This window comes from Mesorhizobium sp. M1348, from assembly GCF_040317925.1.
Lineage (GTDB): Bacteria > Pseudomonadota > Alphaproteobacteria > Rhizobiales > Rhizobiaceae > Mesorhizobium.
Map to the genome: position 1 here is coordinate 93236 of NZ_JAMYLH010000019.1, position 18119 is coordinate 111354.

General features: G+C 63.6%; 16 protein-coding genes. 9 read left to right on the plus strand and 7 right to left on the minus strand.

Translation table 11 applies throughout. The features are described 5' to 3' along the window. Nucleotides 1-82: 82 nt before the first annotated feature. The 7 genes from NKH13_RS25550 to NKH13_RS25580 all read left to right on the plus strand — a co-directional run bounded on the left by NKH13_RS25550 (nucleotide 83) and on the right by NKH13_RS25580 (nucleotide 6310). Nucleotides 83-853 carry an N-acyl amino acid synthase FeeM domain-containing protein gene (locus NKH13_RS25550; RefSeq protein ID WP_502908300.1) on the plus strand — a complete coding sequence of 257 codons (771 nt, stop codon included), beginning with the start codon at nucleotides 83-85 and terminating at the stop codon, nucleotides 851-853. Between the two features lie 119 nt (nucleotides 854-972). Continuing rightward, nucleotides 973-1122, plus strand: a complete 150-nt coding sequence (locus NKH13_RS25555) for a DUF3096 domain-containing protein (RefSeq protein ID WP_013528205.1) — start codon at nucleotides 973-975, stop codon at nucleotides 1120-1122. Nucleotides 1123-1295: 173 nt separating this feature from the next. Next, complete coding sequence (locus NKH13_RS25560; protein ID WP_292658309.1) at nucleotides 1296-1520, plus strand: aa3-type cytochrome c oxidase subunit IV; 225 nt, start codon at nucleotides 1296-1298, stop codon at nucleotides 1518-1520. An 81-nt stretch (nucleotides 1521-1601) separates the two neighbouring features. Beyond that, nucleotides 1602-2876: a Re/Si-specific NAD(P)(+) transhydrogenase subunit alpha gene (locus NKH13_RS25565; protein ID WP_352717338.1), complete on the plus strand. Its 1275-nt coding sequence runs from the start codon at nucleotides 1602-1604 to the stop codon at nucleotides 2874-2876. Further along, nucleotides 2876-3298 (plus strand): NAD(P) transhydrogenase subunit alpha part 2, encoded by a 423-nt coding sequence (locus NKH13_RS25570; protein ID WP_502908312.1) that lies wholly within the window; start codon nucleotides 2876-2878, stop codon nucleotides 3296-3298. The genes NKH13_RS25565 and NKH13_RS25570 overlap by 1 nt, the downstream gene beginning before the upstream one ends. Nucleotides 3299-3304: 6 nt before the next feature. Next, nucleotides 3305-4702: an NAD(P)(+) transhydrogenase (Re/Si-specific) subunit beta gene (locus tag NKH13_RS25575; protein ID WP_352915219.1), complete on the plus strand. Its 1398-nt coding sequence runs from the start codon at nucleotides 3305-3307 to the stop codon at nucleotides 4700-4702. A 138-nt stretch (nucleotides 4703-4840) separates the two neighbouring features. After that, nucleotides 4841-6310, plus strand: a complete 1470-nt coding sequence (locus NKH13_RS25580; protein WP_352915221.1) for a hypothetical protein — start codon at nucleotides 4841-4843, stop codon at nucleotides 6308-6310. 109 nt (nucleotides 6311-6419) lie between these two features. Here the strand turns inward: NKH13_RS25580 and NKH13_RS25585 are convergent, their stop codons facing one another. The 4 genes from NKH13_RS25585 to NKH13_RS25600 all read right to left on the minus strand — a co-directional run bounded on the left by NKH13_RS25585 (nucleotide 6420) and on the right by NKH13_RS25600 (nucleotide 13495). Further along, entirely contained in the window at nucleotides 6420-7337 is a 918-nt protein-coding gene (locus tag NKH13_RS25585) for a hypothetical protein (RefSeq protein WP_352915223.1), read from the minus strand. A 245-nt stretch (nucleotides 7338-7582) separates the two neighbouring features. Next, a complete protein-coding gene (gene gyrB, locus NKH13_RS25590) occupies nucleotides 7583-10054 on the minus strand; it encodes a DNA topoisomerase (ATP-hydrolyzing) subunit B (RefSeq protein ID WP_352915225.1) in 2472 nt (823 codons plus the stop codon). 146 nt (nucleotides 10055-10200) lie between these two features. Continuing rightward, entirely contained in the window at nucleotides 10201-12867 is a 2667-nt protein-coding gene (locus tag NKH13_RS25595; RefSeq protein ID WP_352915226.1) for a caspase family protein, read from the minus strand. Between the two features lie 58 nt (nucleotides 12868-12925). Next, a complete protein-coding gene (locus tag NKH13_RS25600; protein ID WP_352915229.1) occupies nucleotides 12926-13495 on the minus strand; it encodes an NADPH-dependent FMN reductase in 570 nt (189 codons plus the stop codon). A gap of 184 nt (nucleotides 13496-13679) precedes the next feature. Here NKH13_RS25600 and NKH13_RS25605 point away from each other — a divergent pair, with 184 nt between their 5' ends. Further along, nucleotides 13680-15053 carry a cytochrome P450 gene (locus tag NKH13_RS25605; RefSeq protein WP_352915231.1) on the plus strand — a complete coding sequence of 458 codons (1374 nt, stop codon included), beginning with the start codon at nucleotides 13680-13682 and terminating at the stop codon, nucleotides 15051-15053. A 21-nt stretch (nucleotides 15054-15074) separates the two neighbouring features. On the opposite strand, the gene NKH13_RS25610 is transcribed toward NKH13_RS25605, so the two are convergent. Beyond that, nucleotides 15075-16049: a complex I NDUFA9 subunit family protein gene (locus NKH13_RS25610; RefSeq protein WP_352915233.1), complete on the minus strand. Its 975-nt coding sequence runs from the start codon at nucleotides 16047-16049 to the stop codon at nucleotides 15075-15077. A 105-nt stretch (nucleotides 16050-16154) separates the two neighbouring features. Here NKH13_RS25610 and NKH13_RS25615 point away from each other — a divergent pair, with 105 nt between their 5' ends. Then, a complete protein-coding gene (locus NKH13_RS25615) occupies nucleotides 16155-16565 on the plus strand; it encodes a hypothetical protein (protein ID WP_352915236.1) in 411 nt (136 codons plus the stop codon). A 57-nt stretch (nucleotides 16566-16622) separates the two neighbouring features. On the opposite strand, the gene NKH13_RS25620 is transcribed toward NKH13_RS25615, so the two are convergent. After that, nucleotides 16623-17624: an Ldh family oxidoreductase gene (locus NKH13_RS25620; RefSeq protein WP_352915238.1), complete on the minus strand. Its 1002-nt coding sequence runs from the start codon at nucleotides 17622-17624 to the stop codon at nucleotides 16623-16625. Nucleotides 17625-17743: 119 nt separating this feature from the next. Next, nucleotides 17744-18119, minus strand: a 376-nt coding sequence (locus NKH13_RS25625; RefSeq protein ID WP_352915240.1) for an ABC transporter permease subunit, incomplete at its 5' end; no start/stop codon positions are given.

The window sequence follows — 18119 nt, forward strand, 5'->3', positions numbered from 1 at the left end:
TTTTCATCTTTACATCTCATGACCCGTCCGTAGTGTCGGCTGGTGGCGGTAATCGCGGGGAATAGAGTTCATGTGTGCCCAGTTGAGTTCGCTCGGCCATGCGGCGGGCGCTGGTGGGAAAGATGCGTCCGAGACCATGTCCAGCTTCGCGCAACATGTTTATGCGCTGCTTGACCGGACGGAGTACCGACGCTGTGAAAGCGGCGAGGACTTCGAAAGCATTTACAGGCTGCGCTACAATTCCTATCGGATGAACGATCTGGTGCCCGAGAATGCGTCCCGTCAGGTCCATGACGAGTTTGACGAACTGCCCAATTGCCATACGTTCGGAATCTACATCGATGGGCGGCTGGTCAGCACAATGCGCCTGCATAACGTGTCTGCTGATAACGCGACATCACCAGCGCTCAGCGTCTACAAGGACTTGTTGATGCCGCGTCTGGCGGCCGGCGAAGTCTTTATCGACCCGAGCCGTTTTGCCGTGGACGCCGAATGGTCACGGCTTTACCCGCAGATCCCTTATGTGACGCTGCGCCTTGCCGGCATGGCTTGCTTCCATTTCGGCGCCCCTTATTGCATATCCATGATCCGCGAGGACCATGCGGCTTTCTACAAGCGCATCTATCGGGCGCGACCGATCGGCGATGCGCGGCCCTATGCCGGCGTGATCAACTGTTTCGCGCTGCTTTATCAAGCCGATGTCCTGGCGATCAAGAACGAAACCTACGCCCGCTTTCCGTTCTTCCGCTCGACGCCGATGGAGCAGCGCATGTTGTTCGATACGCCCGGTGCCGGCGAACTCGCCCCGCTGACCATCCTGCCCACCGCCAAGTATTTTCGCGAAGCCGCCTGAACGAGCTCATGGAGCCTTCCGGTCGCTTCGGCGTTCTGGGCAAGGGTGCTGGTGGTAGGTTGGCATGGCCGACATCCGCCACGCATCGCTTCGACTGCGATCCGATCAAAGGAACCGATATGACCATTTCCACGCTCGCCCTTACCCCGCTTATCTCGCTGATTGCAGGCGTGCTGATCCTGGTGATGCCGCGGCTGCTCAATTATATCGTCGCCCTTTATCTGATCGTTGTCGGCCTGCTCGGGCTGTTCCCGCATCTCGCCGGCTAACGACATCGGCAATGGCGGACCTGCCATCCATTGGGATTGGTATCGCCGCGCTCCGCGCAGCGATTTCAAGTTTTGCTTGAGATTGTTGGCTGCGGCGATGCGGCATTAGCGCCATTGCCCTTAACGCGGCTTTTCGCTATGTGCCTGAAAGATGTCTTCGAAGGGGTATTCCTATGGCTGAACACACGCCGACCGGTCCTGTCGAACTGGGCGCGAAGATGGACTATGCCGAGCATGATCGGACCTATGCAGGCTTCCTCAGGCTCGCGAAATACGGATCGCTCTTTTGCCTCGCTGTGCTTCTGGCAATGGCTTTCGGCTTTTTTGCGGGAGGCTTCTTCTCAGGAACTATACTGTTCGTTCTGATCCTGGCCGTCGGCGCCTTTATTCTCCGATAACTCCTCCAACCTTTGTCGAAGGCACCGCCCGGGGTCGGTCGGCGTCTTGCGGTAGCGGGTTCCGGCCGAAAGGATCATGCGGTGGGACAGACGGTTTTCATCCCTCGTGAGCTCGACGCGAACGAGCCGCGTGTCGCGGCCTCGCCCGACACGGTGAAGCGGCTGGCGGCACTGGGTTTCGACGTGATTGTCGAAACCGGCGCCGGCACGGCGTCGCGCATTCCCGACGAGGAGTTCGCCAGGGTCGGTGCCACGATCGGCAAGGCCGGCGATGCAGCCAGGGCTGATGTGGTGCTGAAGGTGCGCCGCCCCACGGACGCCGAGCTGAAGGGCTACAAGTCCGGCGCCGCTGTCATCGCGATCATGGATCCCTACGGCAACGATGCTGCCGTCGCAGCCCTTGCCAGGGCCGGTGTTACTGCCTTCTCCATGGAGTTCATGCCGCGCATCACCCGCGCCCAGTCGATGGACGTTCTATCCAGCCAGGCCAACCTCGCCGGCTATCAGGCGGTGATCGATGCGGCTGCCGAATATGACCGGGCGTTGCCGATGATGATGACGGCGGCGGGCACCGTACCGGCTGCGAAGGCGTTCGTCATGGGCGTCGGGGTCGCCGGTCTGCAGGCCATCGCCACCGCGCGCCGCCTCGGCGCCGTGGTCACCGCCACCGACGTACGTCCCGCCGCGAAGGAGCAGGTCGCCTCGCTCGGCGCAAAATTCCTGGCCGTCGAGGACGAGGAGTTCAAGGCGGCCGAGACGGCCGGCGGCTACGCCAAGGAAATGTCGAAGGAGTACCAGGCCAAGCAGGCGGCGTTGACCGCCGAGCACATCGCCAAGCAGGATATCGTCATCACCACGGCGCTGATCCCCGGCCGTCCGGCGCCGAAGCTGGTTTCGGCGGCGATGGTCGCCTCGATGAAGCCGGGCTCGGTGATCGTCGACCTTGCGGTCGAGCGCGGCGGCAATGTCGAGGGCGCCGAAGCCGGCAAGGTGGTGACCACGGCCAACGGGGTAAAGATCGTCGGCCATCTCAACGTTCCCGGTCGCGTCGCCGCCTCCGCTTCGCTTCTCTATGCCCGGAACCTCTATGCCTTCCTCGAGACGCTGGTCGACAAGGCGGCGAAGACGCTTGCCATCAACCACGACGACGAACTGGTCAAGGCGACGATGCTGACCGATGGCCGCAAGGTCGTGCATCCCGCCTTCGTCAGGGCTGAGCAGGAGCCGCCAAAGGGCCAACATGTCGAACCGCCGGCCATTCCGGCCAAGACGATGGTTGCCGAGGCTTCGGCGAAGCCGGCTGCGAAGAGGCCGGCCGCTTCGAGGAAGCCCAAGACCACCGGAGGGATCGCGTGATGGATCAGACCCTGCAGAAAGCCCTCGACCAGCTCGACCAGGCCACAGCTGCCGTGCGGCTCGCCGTGCAGAACCTTGCCGTCGCTCCCGGCACTGAGGCGGCCGGCGACGCCGCGCACGCGCTGTCTGGTGGCGCCATCGATCCCTTCGTCTTCCGCTTCGCCATCTTCGTGCTGGCGATCTTCGTCGGCTACTACGTCGTCTGGTCGGTGACGCCGGCGCTGCACACGCCGCTGATGGCGGTCACCAACGCCATTTCCTCCGTCATCGTCGTCGGCGCGTTGCTGGCCGTCGGCATCTCGGCCTCAGGGCTTGCCACCGGTTTCGGCTTTGTTGCGCTGATGCTGGTATCGGTCAACATCTTCGGCGGCTTCCTCGTCACCCAGCGCATGCTGGCTATGTACAAGAAGAAGGAAAAGTAGGCCGCTATGAACGCCAACTTCGCCTCCTTCCTCTATTTGGTCTCCGGCATCCTGTTCATCCTGGCATTGCGCGGCCTGTCGCATCCGACCACCAGCCGCCAGGGCAACATGTACGGCATGATCGGCATGGGCATTGCCATCGCCACGACGCTGGCGCTCGCGACCCCTTCGGCCGGGCGCTTCGCGCTGATCGTGGTTGGGCTGCTGATCGGCGGCTCGGTCGGTGCGGTCACGGCACGGCGCATTGCCATGACCTCGATGCCGCAGCTGGTCGCCGCCTTCCACTCGCTGGTTGGTCTTGCCGCGGTCATGGTGGCGGCCGCCGCCATCTATGCGCCGGAAAGCTTCGGCATCGGCACCGTCGCCGATATCCACGCCCAGGCGCTGATCGAGATGAGCCTTGGCGTCGCCATCGGCGCCATCACCTTCACCGGCTCGGTCATCGCCTTCTTGAAGCTCGACGGCCGCATGTCGGGCAAGCCGATCATGATCGGCGGCCGTCACTTCATCAACGCAGCCCTGGGCATTGCGCTGATCGTGCTGATCGTGCTGCTCGTCACCACTGAATCCAAGCTGGTCTTCTGGCTGATCGTTGCCGCCTCGCTGGTGCTGGGCGTCCTTCTCATCATCCCGATCGGCGGCGCCGACATGCCGGTCGTCGTGTCGATGCTGAATTCCTATTCGGGCTGGGCCGCCGCCGCACTCGGTTTCACGCTCGGCAATCTGGCGCTGATCATCACCGGCGCACTGGTCGGCTCGTCGGGTGCCATCCTGTCCTACATCATGTGCAAGGGCATGAACCGGTCGTTCATCTCGGTCATCCTCGGCGGCTTCGGCGGCGAGACATCAGCCGCTGCCGACGACGGCATCGAGCGCACGGTAAAGCAGGGCTCAGCCGAGGATGCCGCCTATCTGATGATGAATGCGCAAAAGGTCATCATCGTGCCGGGCTACGGCATGGCCGTCGCCCAGGCACAGCACGCGCTGCGCGAGATGGCCGACAAGCTCAAGGCCAACGGCGTCGACGTCAAATACGCCATCCACCCCGTCGCCGGCCGTATGCCCGGCCACATGAACGTGCTCTTGGCCGAAGCCAACGTGCCTTATGACGAAGTGTTCGAGCTGGAGGACATCAACTCTGAGTTCGCGCAGGCCGACGTCGCCTATGTCATCGGGGCCAATGACGTCACCAATCCCTCGGCTCGTGACGACAAGTCCTCACCTATCTACGGCATGCCGATCCTCGATGTCGACAAGGCGCGCACCTGCCTGTTCGTCAAGCGCTCGCTCGGCTCCGGCTATGCCGGCATCGACAACACGCTGTTCTACAAGGACGGCACCATGATGCTGCTCGGCGACGCCAAGAAGATGACCGAGGAGATCGTCAAGGCCATGGATCACTGAAAAGGCGTCGTTGCCAACTCACTGCCGGTCGTCGAATACAGCCCGGCTCCGCGCCGGGCTTTTTCTTGGCTGTTACCGGTTCTGAAGCTACGATGCCGACCCCGTCGTGTTGCTAACGGCGTCATCGTGGAGGTGCTGGTGCCCGACCCTGGTCCTGCTGCATCGCCGGCCGCCGATCTGACCGCAGCAGAGAAGGCGCCACGCAAGCGCAGCCAGGCGGTGGTGGTCGTGCACGGAATGGGCGAACAGCGGCCCATGGACACGTTGAGGGGATTTGTCCAGGCCGTATGGAGCCACGATCCGGCCCGTGCTCCGTTCTATGCCCATGTCGCCGATCCGGCCGACCCGATGGGTGCGAAAATCAACCAGAGCTGGATCACGCCCGACAGCCGGACCAATTCGCACGAGCTTCGCCGGATCACCACGCCCTATGATGTCGATGGCCGCCGCACCGATTTCTACGAGCTTTACTGGGCCGACATCACCCAGGGCACGACCCGGAGCCGCCTTGCGGCCTGGGTGACGACCCTGCTCTGGCGCAAGCCCGCCGATATTCCGCACGATGTGCGCAAACTCTATGTCGTCACGCTTTTGGCCACCATCGTCGTCCTCGGCGCGGCGCTGGCGCTCGCAACGTCGACCTGGCAAGGCTACATCTCCTGGACGACCGGCGTGCTTGTCACGGTTCTGGCGTCGTTCGTCATCTGGTCGGTGGACCAGTTTGGCTTGCCTTATTTCGGCGATGTCGCCGCCTATGTCCGGGCCGAAGCGGCAACGGTCGAGAAGCGGGCGCTGGTCCGCGAGCGTGGCCTCAAGCTGCTGAAGCGCCTCATGATCGACGACGCCTATGACCGCGTCGTGCTGGTCTCGCACAGCCTGGGGTCGATCATCGCCTATGATCTGCTGCAGATATTGTGGGCCGATTTCAGGCCTCGAAAGCTGGAAGCCATTCGCGACAGAGCGCGGCTGAAGGCGATCCACGCCGTGGATAAGGCGACGCTGGCCGCCGATGCCTCCGCTTGGCCCGACAGCCTCGACGACCTCCCCGTATTCCGGCGCAACCAATGGGAGCTCTACCGGCAGCTTCGCGTCGGCGACGTCGATCATCCGCTGCCGTGGAAGATCAGCGATTTCGTCACGCTCGGCAGTCCGCTGACCCACAGCGAGTTTCTGATGACCTACAACCTCGCCGAATTCAGGCGCGGCATCGCCGAGCGCCTGTTTTCGGCATGCCCGCCGATCGCCGACAGGGCGGCGGGCGGGACCATGCTCTACCAGGAAGGGCGCAGCCATTCCGGCAAGCCGCAGCGGGCCGTGCATCATGGCGCGGTGTTTGCCGCGACGCGCTGGACCAATATTTTCGACAGGGGCAATGGCTGGCTGACCGGCGACCCGATTTCAGGGCGGATGACGGAGAACTTCGGTCCCGGCGTGGAAAACGTTCAGGTCGAGCTGCGCGGCTCGCGCGGCCGCGTCTTCACGCACAGGCTCTATTGGTCGCTGGTGGCGAGCGGTGTCGAGATCAACGCGCCGGCCGGCGCACAGCCACGCTCGCACCTAGCCGTGCTGCGCGATGCGGTCGATCTCGGCCGCAAGCTGGGGGACTGAGCTTTCGTCGGCGGCGAGCAGCGCACGACAATGCTGCGCCGGCAGTTCAAAGCAAGGTCCCCTTCGAGGGTAATCTTCCCGACGCGGACCGAGTTCGCTTAGTCACCGATCAACGATTGGTCAGGAAAATCGCTTCCTCGTCGTCGCGCTGCCTGCCGCCAAGTGCTGCAGCCGCGCTGGCAATGAAGGCCCCGACGACCAGCGAAAGCGCGCCAATCAGCGAGAAGGTGGCGCCTGCCTTTCTGGCGGTGTCTGCCGCCTGCTGGGCCTTGACCTTGGCGTCCTGCGCTTTGGCGATTACCGCATCGACGCGAGCGGTGGCATCCGCTTCGGACAGGCCTGTGCGGGCGGCTACTAGCCGCGACAGATAGGTCTTGTCGTCGGCCGATATTTCGCCTGCTGCGCCACTCGCGATCAGAATGCGCGATGCCTGCGCGGTTGCCGCGGCGTCGCTCTCCGGATTGGCGGCAGCGAGCCTTGCCGGATCGGCCGGGCGGAACAGCGTATCGACGAAATACGATGTGGCGTTGTCAGTCGAGGCGCTACCCGCGTTTGCAGCAGCACCTGCCGAAGCACCCAGTGCCGCGCCGGATGCCACAGTCGAAGCGGCCTGGACACCGGTACCTATCGCGGCCGAAAGCGCCGTGCCGAGCACGCCGGCGACGAGCAGCGTCGCCAGCGCCCAGGCCAGGAAGCCGTGAGCGGTATCGCGGAAGAAGACTTCATCGGTGTGGATGCCGACCCATTTGGTGCGCAGGCGTCCGGCGAGGTAGCCGCCCAGGGCCGACGACAGCCACTGCACGACGATCAGCCAGACGGCGGTGGAAACGGCGAAAGTGGTGACTGACGCACCCGAGCCGGACCATGGCGACACCATGCTCAGCCCAAGCCCGGAGCCGAGCAGCATCAAAGTGAAGGTAAGCGTCGACGCAGCAAAGGCGCCGGCGACGATTGGTCCCCAGCTGACGGCGGGGGAAGCGGATTCCGCCGGTGCGGAAACGTCGACAGCTGTTACGGTGGACTGCATCGAAGCCTCCCTACCGTGCGAACAGCATGATCAGAATAATGATCGGAATTGGGACTCCGAGAAGCCAGAGCAAAATGCCACGTCCCATGGATGCCTCCTGCGGCGATTGTGATCGACTACAATGCCTTGAAAGCCTTTCCGTTCCGGCGGTCCTGGTGATCTTTGTTGCTTGCAGCAGTCGGCATTGGTGCGCCGAGGCGCACCAATGCACTTCATGCCTGGCGGCTGGGTATCTGGATCGCGGCTCAGATGTCCAGATTGGCGACCGACAGCGCATTTTCCTGGATGAATTCGCGCCTTGGCTCGACCTCGTCGCCCATCAGCCGCGAAAACAGGGAGTCCGCGTCCGTTGCGTCATTGACCCTTACCTGTAAGAGCGAGCGCACATTCGGGTCGAGCGTCGTTTCCCAGAGCTGCTCGGCGTTCATCTCACCAAGGCCCTTGTAGCGCTGCATGGTCAGGCCCTTGCGGCCGGTGGCAAAAACGGCGTTGAGCAGTGCGAGCGGCCCCGAAATGGTTTCGGAGACGTCCTTGCGGCGCAGCACTGGCGGCTCGCCGTAGATTTCTGCTAGGCGCGGCGCATAGCGGTCGAGCTGGCGTGAGTCGGCGGAATTGATCAGCGCCAGATCGAGATGCGCGAATTCCTTGACGCTGCGCACCGTACGCTCGAAGACGTAGCCGCCGATGCCCTCGTTCGAGGTCGACATGCGGCCTGTCCAGCCACGCTCGGTATCCTCGGCGATAATGTCGAGACGGCGGGCAACACGCTCGGCCATCTCGTTGGCGCGGCCGAGATCGGTGAAGATCTCCGGGTTGAGCGCGCCGGCAATCGCTGCCTGCTCGACCACGCCTCTGTTATAGCGCGTGTGCAATCCGTTGATGAGCTGGCGGACAGCTAGGGCGTCGTCGATGGCGCTGCGCAGGTCCTGCCCGGCCCGCACCTCGCCCGTGCTGAGCGCAAGCGACGCCTCTTCCAGCCCCGAGCCGATCAGGAATTCCTCGAAGGCGGCTTCGTCCTTGATATATTGCGAGCTCTTCCCTCGCGTCACCTTATAGAGCGGCGGCTGCGCGATGTAGAGATGACCGCGTTCGATCAGTTCCGGCATCTGCCGAAAGAAGAAGGTCAGCAGCAAGGTGCGGATGTGGGCGCCGTCGACGTCGGCGTCGGTCATCAGGATGATCTTGTGGTAGCGCAGCTTGTCGGCATTGAACTCGTCCTTGCCGATCGAGGTGCCGAGCGCGGTGATCAGCGTGCCGATCATGTCGGAGCCGAGCATGCGGTCGAAGCGGGCGCGCTCGACATTAAGGATCTTGCCGCGCAGCGGAAGAATGGCCTGGTTCTGGCGCGAACGGCCGCCCTTGGCCGAGCCGCCGGCGCTGTCACCCTCGACGATGAAGATTTCGGATTTCGCCGGATCGCGCTCCTGGCAATCGGCCAGTTTGCCGGGCAGCGAGGTGACGCCGAGCGAACTCTTGCGGGTGATGTCGCGTGCCTTGCGCGCGGCTTCGCGCGCGGCAGCGGCCTGGATAACCTTCTCGATGACCGCCTTGCCCTCGGTCGGGTGCTCCTCGAGCCAGGTGCCGAGCGCTTCGTTGACGAGCCCTTCGACCACCGGGCGAACCTCGGACGACACCAGCTTGTCCTTGGTCTGCGAGGAGAATTTCGGGTCGGGAACCTTGACCGATAGCACTGCCGTCAGCCCTTCGCGGCAATCGTCGCCGATCAGCGCCACCTTTTCCTTCTTGGTCAGGCCTGAGGAATCGCCATAGCCGGTTATCTGCCGCGTCAGCGCACCGCGGAAGCCGGCCAGATGCGTGCCGCCGTCACGTTGCGGGATGTTGTTGGTGAAGGCCAGCACGTTCTCGTGGTAACTGTCGTTCCACCACATAGCGACTTCGACGGTGATCCCATCGCGCTCGGCGCGGATCGCGATCGGCTTGTCGAGCAGCGGCTTCTTCGTCCGGTCGAGATATCTGGCGAACTCTTCCAGCCCGCCATCATAGTGCAGTTCATGGCGCACGATGTCGGCATGGCGGGCATCGGTCAAAACGATGCGCACGCCGGAGTTCAGAAAGGCGAGCTCGCGCAGCCGGTGCTCCAGCGTGCCGTAGTCGAACTCGACCATGGTGAAGGTTTCGGACGACGGCAAAAACGTGATTTCGCTCCCGCTGCGCCCTTCATAGGTGCCGGAGACCTTGTGTTGTTCGTAGGTGCCGGTGACCCGCAGCGGCGCGTCCGCATCGCCATGCGTGAAGCTCATCTCGTAGATCTGGCCGTTGCGGCGGATTTTCAGTTTCAGCCAGGCCGACAGCGCGTTGACGACCGACACGCCAACGCCGTGCAGGCCGCCCGACACCTTGTAGGAGTTCTGATCGAACTTGCCGCCGGCATGCAGCTGCGTCATGATCACTTCGGCCGCCGAAATGCCTTCGCCGGTGTGGATATCGGTCGGAATGCCGCGGCCATTGTCGATGACCGTCACCGAGCCGTCCGGATTGAGCGTCACCGTCACCAGGTCGGCATGGCCGGCCAGTGCTTCGTCGATGGCGTTGTCGACCACCTCATAGACCATGTGGTGCAGGCCCGAGCCGTCGTCGGTGTCTCCGATATACATGCCCGGCCGCTTGCGAACGGCATCCAAGCCCTTCAAAACCTTGATGGAATCGGCGCCGTATTCGGCTTCAACGCCGTTGGCGATGTCGGTCTGTTCGCTCATGAAAACCTGTCTGATTGATGCCGTGTGCAGAGCGCGAAAAATCGGCTTCGAATCGCGCATTCCTAATGTCATAGATATAGGCGCAAAAGGCGGTTTTTCCAAGGTTTGCAGGCATTTCCGAACGGAATGACCGTCGCGTCGGCCGGCTACCGGCGCCTGGCTTCGATCCTGGCCAGCCGCTCCCGCAGGAACTTGACCATGAACTTGTATCGCGGCGCCAGCCGACCGGTCCGGTCGAGCTCGAGCGTCATGTCGAGCGCCTTGGAAAGCACGGCCTTCGGGTCCTTTGCGACTTGCGCGTAGTCGATATAGGCGACCACAAGGTCGCGTTGCCGGGTGGCGTTGTCCGGATCGGACCGGGCAAGTTTCTCGCGAATGGCCAGGCTGTCCTGAAGGGCTTGCCGGGCTCCCCTGACGTCGCGCTGCCTTAGGCGCAGCGTGGCGACTTCGGACAGCGTTATCGATAAGTCCCGCTGCCAGTCGGAATTGGCGGGATCGAGCTTGGCCAGCCGCTGCGCAATCGCGTAACTGTCAAGATAGGCTTTCAGCGCGCCTTTGTGGTCGCCCTGTATCGCCAGGACGCCGGCGACCTTCTCGAGGCAAACGGACAGGTCGCGTTGCCAATCGGTGTTGCTCGGGTCGCCGGCGGCGAGCGCGCTGGCTTGTGAGAGTGCCTCACGATAAGCCGAAAGTGCCGCCGGCCAATTCTCCTGGTCGCTCAGCGCGTTGCCGATCTTGGCGTTGCCGACCGACAGGTCGCGTTTCAGCTCGGTGTCGTCCGGATCGCGTTTCGCCAGTTGCTTGACGATCGCCAGACCTTCCTTGTAGGCCGCCAGCGCCCCGGCGGCGTCACCGCGTTCGCGCAGCAGGTCGCCTATCGTATCGTGGCTGACCGAGACGTCACGCTGCCGGTCGGCGTCTCCCGGTTTGTCCGCCGCCAGCGCCAGCCGCACCTTCAGGCTCTCTTCATAGGCCGCCTGTGCGTTGTCCAGTTGGCCTGCGACATGGGCAAGGTGACCGATCTCGTCGTAGGTGATGGTCAGGTCGCGCTGCAGTTCGGCACGGTCGGGCTCTCCGGCGGCGAGCTGTTTCTTGATCGACAGGCTTTCCTGGTAGACCTCTGCGGCGCCGGCCAGATCGCCTTGCGTCGCCAATACGTTGCCGATCTTGTCCTCGGTCATCGCGAGGTCGCCGAACCACTCCAGATTGTCCGGTTCTGCCTCGGTCAGGCCCTGCAGAATGGTCTTGGCCGTCTCATAGTTTTGCAGAGCTGTCGGCAGATTGCCTTGCGCCATCCGCACGTTGCCGAGCTTGACGTGGCTGACGGCGAAGTCGCGCTTCACGTTGGGATCGGTTTCATGATGCGACCGCCGCTCGAGATCGGCTTGCAGCGCCTCGAAGGCGTGGCCGGCCGCATCGATATTGCCGACCGTGGTATAGAGCTTGCCGAGCTCGTCCAGCGTGCGGATCAAGCGGTCAGCGTCGTCGAGCGACAGCACCACCTGCCCGGCTTCGCCATAAAGCGCGAGCACGGATTCATAATCCTTGATGGCTGTGGGGTAGTCGAGGTCGGCGCGCGCCGCCCCGCCGGACAAATAGCGCGTCGCGGCTTCGGAGAGCGTGCGGCTGACGAAATTGGCCTTCAGCGCGTTGCGCGAGACATTGTCGATCTCGGCTGCCTCGGCGAGCTTTTTGCGCGCCGCATCGAACGCTCCCAGCGAAAGCTGCTCTTCGGCCTGCCGGCGCAAAGCCGACACTCTGAGATCGTCGGATCCAAGCGTCTGCATTTCGCTCCGCACCTTGACGAAGGCGTCGGCTGCCTCACGCAGCCTGGCGTTCAGACTGTCCGCGGAGAGGTGGCCGGAATCGGAACTGATCAACGCGCCATAGAGCGGTGCCAGCGGCATGTCGGCGTCGCTGGCGATCTTCTCCACTTCGCCGCGCATCTCGGGCGTCACCTCGGCCATGGCCAGCAACAGGCGTTCGCGTTCCGGCAGTTTCTCCTTGGCCGAGGCGGCAAAGAACAGCTGCGGCAGGCCGCTCTCGACATAGGGCAATTGCTTTCCGCGCGAGAGATCGTAGACCTCCTGTTGCACGAGCGTCAGCACCGAGCGGATCTCGAGACCTTCGGTGCCGAGATATTTCGTCAGCGCCGCGGTGAACGGCGAATTCTGGCCGGTCCCATCCGCTGCGGTCTCGCCGGGCGCCGCCGAGAAGGCAAACAGGATGTTTTCTGCCCGCCCGATGCGGCCAAGACCCGGCCGGACCTTGTCGCTGACCTCTTTTACCAGCGCCGTTGCGCCGCGACCTTCGCCGCCCGTAGCCGCAAACGGATCGCTGCGGCAGGCATCGAGCACGATCAGCCCGACCTTGCTGGTGGCGGCGACGGCCGCGCGGATCACCTCCAGCGGCAGGCTGGTCCTTTCCAGCGTAGCGAGCGACGACGCGTCTGCATCGACCGGCAGGAGCCGATTCTCGCCGGCGATCTCGACGCCGTGGCCGGAGAAGAACACCAGTGCCACGTCGGCGCCTTTGGCATCCTCGCGGAAATCATCGAGCGCCCGGCGCATGCGCCGCAGGTCGCGGTTGGTTTCGAGGAAGACCTCGAAACCGAGCTTCCTCAGCGCCGTTTCCATGACCTCGCCGTCATTGACGGGATTGGCGAGCGGCCGGATCAGCCGGTAGTCGTTCTCGGCGATGACCAGCGCAACGCGCCGCTCCGCCATGGCAGCGGAGGCCGTCGAGAGGATCAGCAGCAAGGCAAACAGAAAACGCAAATCGAACCGCCCCGGCCCGGTCATTTGCCGGAGCATTCCATCTCTTTATGGCATGAGCAAGTTATGGCATCGGCAAGTTCGGCCGTTCGCGTTGTCAGCCGACCCGCATCGGCCTCAGCGCTTCGCTCCAGCGGAACAGCTCGTCCAGCATGGTCCTGGCCCCGCCGAGCACCTGCTCGCTGGGCAGGAAGGCGCCGGTCTCATCGAGCAGCTTCTGGTACATCGGCAGCGCCACGCCTTCCGGAATCGGCATGACGCCGACGGCGGTCAGCAACGGTTTGACCGCCTGCGCCGCTCGTAAGCCGCCGGAGACACCGCCGTAGCTGAGGATGGCGGCCGGCTTGTATCGCCATTCCCTGAGCAGGTAGTCGACCGCGTTGACGATCGCGGGGGCGGCGAAATAATTGTATTCCGGCGCTACGAAGACGAATGCGTCGGCGGCGTCGATTGCTTTCGACCAGGCTTTCGTGTGGCTGTTTTCGTATTTGCCGAGTCTCGGATGATGCGGTTCGTCCAGCACTGGCAGGTTGAAGGCGGCGATATCGGTGAGCAACGGCTCGAATTTGCCGTGTTCGCGCGCAAAACTTTCCAGCCAGTTTGCGAAAACGGGTCCGGCGCGACCCGGCCGCGTGCTGCCGATGATGACGTTCAACTGGTGCTTCATGGCAGGCTCCCGCCGGTTAGTGGCATCTGTGGTGCTGCCACCTAAGACACGCAGCCGGACACAGCAAGCAGGCACTTTCCGGTGCCCCGGTCACATTCCAGAGAGCGGATGCTTCGCCTTGTCGTCCGGTCACATGGACGCCTGCCTTGCACGCCACTACATTGAGGTGTCAGCGGAGCAAGTCATGGACAGTCAGCCCGTCCCCTTCGTCCCGCCAGCGCCGAAGCCGCGCACCGCGCCGCCCTCGACGTTGGAGATGATCCGCATCGTCTACCGCAATCCGCTCGAATTGTGGGGCGAGGCGACCTACAACGAGCCCTGGATTTCGGTGACCGGCGTCGGCGGGCCGCTGGTCATCGCCAACGATCCCGGCCTCATCCGCCATGTGCTTGTCGACAACGCCAAGAACTACAAGATGGCGACGGTGCGCCAAAAGATCCTGCGGCCGATCCTGCGCGACGGCCTGCTTACCGCCGAAGGCGAAGTGTGGCGGCGTTCGCGCAAGGCGATGGCGCCGGTGTTCACGCCGCGCCACATCTTCGGCTTCGCCGAGCCGATGCTGAAACGCACGCTCGAATTCGTCACCCGTTACGAGCAAGGTGGCACGTCGGATATCGCCCACGACATGACGCTGCTCACCTTCGACATCCTGGCCGAGACACTGTTTTCGGGCGAGATATCGGGCGAACCCGGCAGCTTCGCCAAGGAGATCGACCGCCTGTTCGAGACGATGGGCCGGGTCGATCCGCTCGACCTTTTGCGTGCGCCCGACTGGCTGCCGCGCCTGACCCGCATCCGCGGCCGCAAGACCATGGCCTACTTCCGCAAGATCGTCACCGACACGGTGCAGATGCGCGAGGCGCGGCTGAGGCGCGCTCCGGACACGGTGCCGCAGGATTTTCTCACGCTGCTGTTGAAGGCGGAAGGACCGGGCGGGCTGACCCGGGCCGAGGTCGAGGACAACATCATCACCTTCATCGGCGCCGGCCACGAGACTACAGCCAGGGCGCTCGGCTGGACGCTCTACTGCCTTGCCGAAGCGCCGTGGGAGCGCGAAAAGATCGAGCACGAGATCGATGCGGTGTTGGCGCGTGAGCCCGACCCGACGAAATGGCTCGACGCCATGCCGCTCACCCGTGCCGCCTTCGACGAGGCGCTCAGGCTCTATCCGCCGGCGCCGTCGATCAACCGCGAACCGATCGAGCCCGAAACCTGGAACGGCCTCTACATACCGCGACGTGCCGCGGTGCTGGTGATGCCGTGGGTCGTTCACCGCCATCGGAAATTGTGGGACCGGCCGGACGCTTTCATGCCGGAACGCTTTCATCCGGGGAACCGCGAAAAGATCGACCGTTTCCAGTATTTGCCGTTCGGCGCCGGCCCCCGCGTCTGCATCGGCGCCAGCTTCGCCATGCAGGAGGCAATCATCGCATTGGCGATCATGCTGTCGCGCTATCGTTTCGATACCACCGCACAAACTCGCCCCTGGCCGGTGCAGAAGCTGACGACGCAGCCGCAAGGCGGCCTGCCGATGCAGGTCACCCGGCGCGCGTCGTAGGCAACCGCACGTCCGTTCGTGTTATGCGGCGGACTTGCGTTGGAACTGGCCGGCGGCGCGGTAGCGCCAGAGATAGCTTGGCAGGATGGTTCCGATCGACCGTGGCTGGATACCGAGGCCGGCGAGCGTCCTGTTGTCCTTGACGGCGGCATCCGACACCACATTGTGCTGGCGCAACAGCAGGACCTGGTCCTTGGTCAACAACGGATTGGGCAGCAGCCCGAGAATTGATGCCTGGAGGTTCGCCAGCCACCATGGCACGGGCAGCAAAAACCGCTTGCGTTCGATGATGACAAGCAGCTCTTGCATGCATTCCTTGAAGGTAAGCACCTGCGGCCCACCGAGTTCATAGATCCGGCCGCCCTGGACCTTGCCGTCGACCGAGTGCGCCACCGCTTCGGCGACGTCGCCGACGTAGACCGGCTGGAATTTCGTCTGCCCGCCGCCGATCAGCGGCAGCACCGGGGAAAAGCGGGCCATGTTGGCAAAGCGGTTGAAGAAACCGTCCTCCGGCCCGAAATTGATCGATGGCCGCAAGATCACGGCGTCCTGGACCGTCTCCAGAACCGCCTTTTCGCCGAGCGCCTTGGTACGCGCATAGTCCGATTGCGCGTGGAGATCCGCACCCAGAGCCGAGATATGGGTGAGGCCGGCGCCGACGGCGCGCGCCGCTTCGGCGATAGCGCGCGTGCCGAACTCGTGGACGGCAGTGAATTTCTGCCGGCCGGCTTCATACGGGATTGCCACCAGATTGACGACATGGTCGGCGCCTTGCACGGCGCGGTCGACCGACCAGCGCACCCGGACATTGGCCTGCACCGGCTGGATCTGCCCGACATTGCCGAGCGGCTGCAGGTGGCCGGCGAGATCGGGCCGGCGGCAGGCGACCCGGATGCGGTAGCCGCGCTTGGCCAGCGCCCGCACGACATGACGACCGACAAAGCCGGAGCCGCCGAAAACGACGACGAGCTTTGGGGTCTGAAGGATTTCGGTCATGGCTGGCTCCGGCGGGCTATCCAGATGGCTTGATTGAAGCCGTTTCATAGTCGGTTTCGCGCCAAAGGCAAAGGGCGACGATAGGTCGCCCGGCATTGTTGAAGCATGGTTTTCCGGATCCGTTCGAAACGGCAGAAAATCCTGCCGACGCGCGGCTTTGGGGTGACTCCATTCGGAACAGGAACCTTTGTTCGGTCGGCGATTTTAGATGTATGGTTTGATTCCGAATGGAGGATATTGCCGATGACGACAAAATGCGTTGCGATCTTCGCTCTGGCTTTCGCAACAGGCTGCAGCATTGGCCCTTCGGCGTTCGCCGGAAACCGGCATCACCACCAAGCTCAACCCGAACGCTACGTTCCCGCCAATGGCGACATCATCGACATCCTGTTCGGTGGCCCGCGTTACTATGACAACCACTTGTTCACAACGGCCGCCGAACCCTGCTCCTACAACAGAGTAGGACCGGAAGCGAATGCGCTGAACGTCATCAACGATCATCATTGCGGGAAGTAGGCTCGCGCTGCCGGATCGGCCGGCGTCGTCAGCCACTCATCGGACAAACGATTTTCTTCAGGATGAATAGCGGGCGGCGAACTCGGAAATGCGCTGCACCACGGCTTTCGGCGCGCTTATGCCGCGGGCCGCCGCCTTCTCAGCCGCTTCTGCCCGGGCACGCCCTGGCACATGCACGCCATAGCGCCGCAGCAGCCGGTCGAGTTGGTCCTTCATCCGGTTCTCGAAGTCCGGATCGAGCAGCTTGGGCTCGACGGCGAGCACGAACAGGCCGGTCCCCGGACTGTCCGGCCCGCCGCTGAACCATGGCGCATCGAGCGACCAGTTGGCGCCCGACAGGCCCGCAGCCAGCACTTCGACCATCAGCGCGATGTTGGCGCCGCGCTGGCCGCCAAAGGCAAGCATGGCGCCCTTCATGGCGGCTGCCGGGTCGGTGGTCGGGTTGCCGCTGGCGTCCAGTGCCCAGCCTTCGGGGATCTTCTTGCCGTCCTCGGCCGCCTTGCGGATGTTGACGAAGGCGGTGGCGCTCGACGACTGGTCGATGACCAGCGGTGCCCCGTCCGCAGCGGGTGCGGCAAAGGACATCGGGTTGGTGCAGTAGACCGGTTTGACCGAGCCCGATCCGGCAAGCACGGCCGGGCCGTTGGTGGCGGCGAACGACACCAATCCCTGCACGGCCAGCCTTCCGGTGAAATAGCCGAGCGCGCCGCACGTATAAGCATTCTTCTGCGAAAAGATGGCGACGCCGAACAGCCGCGCCGCCTTGGCGAGGTCATCGATCGTGCGGTCGAAACCGGTATGCGCCAAGCCGCCGCGCGCATCGGAGAGATAGACCGCGAGCGCCGGCCTGGTGATCACCGGATCGGCGTTGCCGTCGATACGGCCGGCCTCCAGTGCTTCAAGATAATCGATGAAGTGCGACAGCCCGACGGTCGACAGTCCTTCCGCCTCGGCCGCGACGATCGAGGCAGCCAGCGACTGCGCCGCCTCTTCGTTGGCGCCAGCGCCAAGTGCGGCCATCCGGCACAGCCCTGTCGCCTGGTCGAGACTGAGTTGCATTGTGATTGCCATGGATATCTGAGCGAATGGGTGAATGGTGAATAGTGAGTGGGATTTAGCCGGTAACACTACGGGCTACTGACTACTGACTATTCACCATTCACCATTCACCATTTTACCTAACCCATCTTGTTCGGAATCCGCGCCTCGAGCCGGCGGAAGCCGAAGACCAGGACACCGGTGATGGACATATAGACCAACGCCAGAAGCAGCAAGGGTTCGTAGGTGACGAAGAGATCCTGGCGCACCCGCGAGGCCACGGCATAGATGTCGACCATGGTTATCGTCGCCACCAGCGGTGTTGCTTTCAGTTGGAGAACGGTTTCGCCCGCCAGCGTCGGCAGCGCCCGGTGGATGGCCTGCGGAAGCCATATGCGCCTGAAGATCTTCCAACGGCTCATGCCGAAAGCGCGGGCCGCCTCGAGTTGGCCATGCGGCACCCCGGCGAAGGCGCCACGCATCACTTCGCCTTCATAGCCGGCATACGAGATCGTC